The 3,174-nt window shown below is 51.5% G+C and carries 5 protein-coding genes; 3 read left to right on the plus strand and 2 right to left on the minus strand.

Annotated elements, in window-relative coordinates; all coding sequences use genetic code 11:
* The first annotated feature begins 206 nt into the window (after positions 1-206).
* The 3 genes from FBQ85_28610 (at position 207) to FBQ85_28620 (ending at position 1,065) form a co-directional block, all read left to right on the plus strand.
* Positions 207-632 (plus strand): type 1 glutamine amidotransferase domain-containing protein, encoded by a 426-nt coding sequence (locus tag FBQ85_28610; protein MDL1879095.1) that lies wholly within the window; start codon positions 207-209, stop codon positions 630-632.
* A 158-nt stretch (positions 633-790) separates the two neighbouring features.
* Complete coding sequence (locus tag FBQ85_28615) at positions 791-940, plus strand: hypothetical protein (protein ID MDL1879096.1); 150 nt, start codon at positions 791-793, stop codon at positions 938-940.
* Positions 844-1,065, plus strand: coding sequence for a hypothetical protein (locus FBQ85_28620; protein ID MDL1879097.1), 222 nt, complete (start codon positions 844-846; stop codon positions 1,063-1,065). The genes FBQ85_28615 and FBQ85_28620 overlap by 97 nt, the downstream gene beginning before the upstream one ends.
* Positions 1,066-1,339: 274 nt before the next feature.
* Here the strand turns inward: FBQ85_28620 and FBQ85_28625 are convergent, their stop codons facing one another.
* Positions 1,340-2,134, minus strand: a complete 795-nt coding sequence (locus tag FBQ85_28625) for a hypothetical protein (GenBank protein MDL1879098.1) — start codon at positions 2,132-2,134, stop codon at positions 1,340-1,342.
* A gap of 72 nt (positions 2,135-2,206) precedes the next feature.
* On the minus strand, positions 2,207-3,174 hold a 968-nt coding region (locus FBQ85_28630), incomplete at its 5' end, for an oligoendopeptidase F (GenBank protein MDL1879099.1).

A 3,174-nucleotide genomic window follows, 5' to 3' on the forward strand; every position in this document is an offset into this window, starting at 1 on the left:
GATGACGCATCCGTATTATGAATTCACCGAGAAAGGTTACCTGGTCGATATTGTCAGCCGCAAAGGCGGCAAACTGCAAATCGATTCCTTCAGCGATCCGCGTGATGCCAGCGGGTATTCCACAAACGATTTGATTCGCATGGGGTTTTTGAGTACACCCAAACTTGCGGCACTCCTGGAGAACACGCGCAGCATCGCAGAGGTGAATATCTGCGGACGATGATGCGCTCTTTCTCGCCGGCGGGCAATCGCCGATGTACACGTTCAGCGATGATACCAGGCTGCACAAATTCGTTGCCGACTTTTATGAAGCGGGCAAGGTTGTGGCGGTCGTTTGTCACGGCACATGCGTGTTGTTGAAAGTCAAACTTTCCGGCGGCAAATTACTCGTTGACGGCAAAACCTGGACGGGCTTCGCGAACGCTGAAGAACAATTTGCCGATGCCTTCGTCGGCAAACGCATTCAACCGTTTTGGATTGAAGACGAAGCGAAAAAATTGCCGAATACAAATTTCATAGTGACCGGCCGGTTCAAGCCGTTTGCGATTCGTGACGGGCGCTTGATCACCTGCCAGCAACAGTACTCGGGAACGGCGGCGGCAAAATTGGTGATTGAAGCGTTGGGAGTTTAGGCGTGTCTTCGTTGTCGCGGTTTGTGAGTTCAGAAATTCAAACTGGGGCCGGCTTCAATCATTTTGCCGCTTGAAATCACCCCAATAGTCACCATCAGACTTGACAGAGTGAGCTGCGAGGCGTTATTGCAAGCCGTTTTCTTTATGAGGAAGCTATCATGAAAATCGCGATCATCGGCGCCGGTAAAGTTGGCGGCGCGCTCGCTTCAGGCTGGGCCACGGCGTCATCTTGGGTGTGCGCAATCCCGGCGGCCGCGAGGTGCTGGCGCTGGTCGCTGCAAATCAAAACCTCAGTGCAAATACCGTGACGGCGGCAACGCAGGAAGCGGAAGTCATTCTTGTTTCGGTTCCGGTCAGCGCCCTCACGGAGGTGGCCAGGAATCTGGGGGAGGTGAAAAACAAAATCATCATCGCTGCCACGAATTTAGAATAAAATTCTGAAAGTGTTTCGCCCAGGGAAATGAACCCCCCAACGAAAAGGCTTTTGCTTTTTGGTGGGAGTTCAATTTTTGTGCGCGAAATCCACAAAGCTGCTCGAGGAGCTTCGATTTTCAGCTTGTCAGAAAATCGGCGTATGGCTTTTCGCCACGGATTTACACTGATCCACACGGATTTCAAAGATTTTTTGAGAAGCACAAATACTTGACGGCAAAAACGAAGTTTTTGTCGCAAGAAAGGCGGGAATGATACAAACCAGCGGCTATCCTTCAAATCTGAAAGAGCGACCGCTCAACAATTTTCCCCAAATCCCCTTCGTAAAATTGATGGATGTACTCCTCAACTTCAAATAAATGCTGCGACGCCGGCTGGCTGTTGCGCGCGATGAGATATTTCAACTCGTCAAGATTGTGCGACCAGCACGCGCCGTTAAAAAACTCCGCGCCGGCGAATTGCGTTTTGTACAAAGCGTTTTGTGAGTAGCAGCTTCCCAAATAAATGCCGTGAAAATTTTGTTCCGCAAAATAACTCACCGCGGAAGTCATCATGAATATGCCGAGATTGCGGCGATAATAATTGAGATCATAAAAGGCGTAATAATATTGCGCCACATGCGGCGGTTCGAGAAACAGCGTCACCAGGCCGACATCGCGGCCCTCCGCCGGATCGCGAAAGATCATGAGATGCGAAGTGATTCTGGAGTTCATGAGATTATCGAGGCGCGTCGGAGTCATCACCTCCGCACCGAATTTGATGCCGGCATACGTCAGGCAGAAATCCCGCCACGCCGGGTTGAAATCAAAATCAGCGCGCGGCACCAGTTCATATTCGAGTCCCTCACATTTACGCAGAATGCGGCGATTTTCCGAGGACGGACTGAAATCCGCCAACAAAATGCGCACACTGCGGCACAGATAAAAACGATCGAGATTCTTCGAGGAGGGAAGGAAGCCGCGCTCAAAAAAATCTTTCGTCGTTTCACCCGCCTCCGGGAAAGCCCAGATGGCGTAGGGGAAAATATAGTGCTTGTAATCGGGCGGCGTTTCAGAAAAGAGGAATTTCATGCGAGACAGTGTGAATGAAGTATGAACTTTACACCTTACACTTTGGAAAGTGTGAAGCCGGGCTCCAGAAAATTATATCAACGTTTTCAATTCCTCCAACATCTCACGCATCACCGTGAAGCCTCCCTCCCAAAAACTTTGCTGGCGACAATCCAATCCCATCCCGGCAATCAGCTTCTCCGGTTCTTGCGAGCCGCCGGCTTCGAGCAGATGAATATAACGCGGGATGAAGCTTTTGCCCTCTTCTTCGTAGCGCCGGAACAGCGCCAGCACCAACAGCGCGCCGAAGGTGTAGGCATAGCAATAAAAACGCGTGTGAATGAAATGCGGAATGGCCGACCAATACCATTTTTGTTCAGGCAGAAACTCGACAGCATCGCCATACATTTCGCTGCGGCGTTTGTCCCACATTGCGCAAAGCTGCTGGGAAGAAAGCCGCTGTTCTGCTCCGGCGCGATGAGCGTCAAGCTCGAACAGCGTGTAGTAATTCTGCGTGTGAATCGTGGCAAACAGATCTTCAAGCTTGCCGGTGAGAATGGCGATTTTCAGCTCGCGCTCGTTGACTTCACGCAGCAGTTTCTTCGTCAGAAGCATTTCAGCAAAAACCGAGGCGGTTTCAGCGGCCACCAGCGGCGGATGATAATTGAACAACGATTGCTTGCGCCGCGCGAGAAAATCATGCACCGCGTGGCCCAGCTCGTGCGCAAGAGTATAAACGTTGTCAATATCATCGTTATAATTCATCAAAATGTAAGGATGATGCTGCGGAATCACGCCGTGGCAATAGGCGCCGCCGCGCTTGTGGGCGCGCACTTCGGCATCGATCCACTTTTTATCAAACATCTCGCGCGCAAAACCGGCAATTTCCGGAGAGAAATCTTCGAAAGCCGCAAGAATCAGGCGTTGGCCTTCGGCGAACGGAACGGTTTCACGCTTGCTTGTCACCGGTGCCACCAGATCGCAGCCGCGGGTTTTGGGCAATTTGAGCAGCCGGGCTTTCAGCGAATAATATTCCTGCGCCAGGTGATTGTGGCTGCTCG

Source organism: Cytophagia bacterium CHB2 (assembly GCA_030263535.1).
GTDB lineage: Bacteria > Zhuqueibacterota > Zhuqueibacteria > Zhuqueibacterales > Zhuqueibacteraceae > Coneutiohabitans.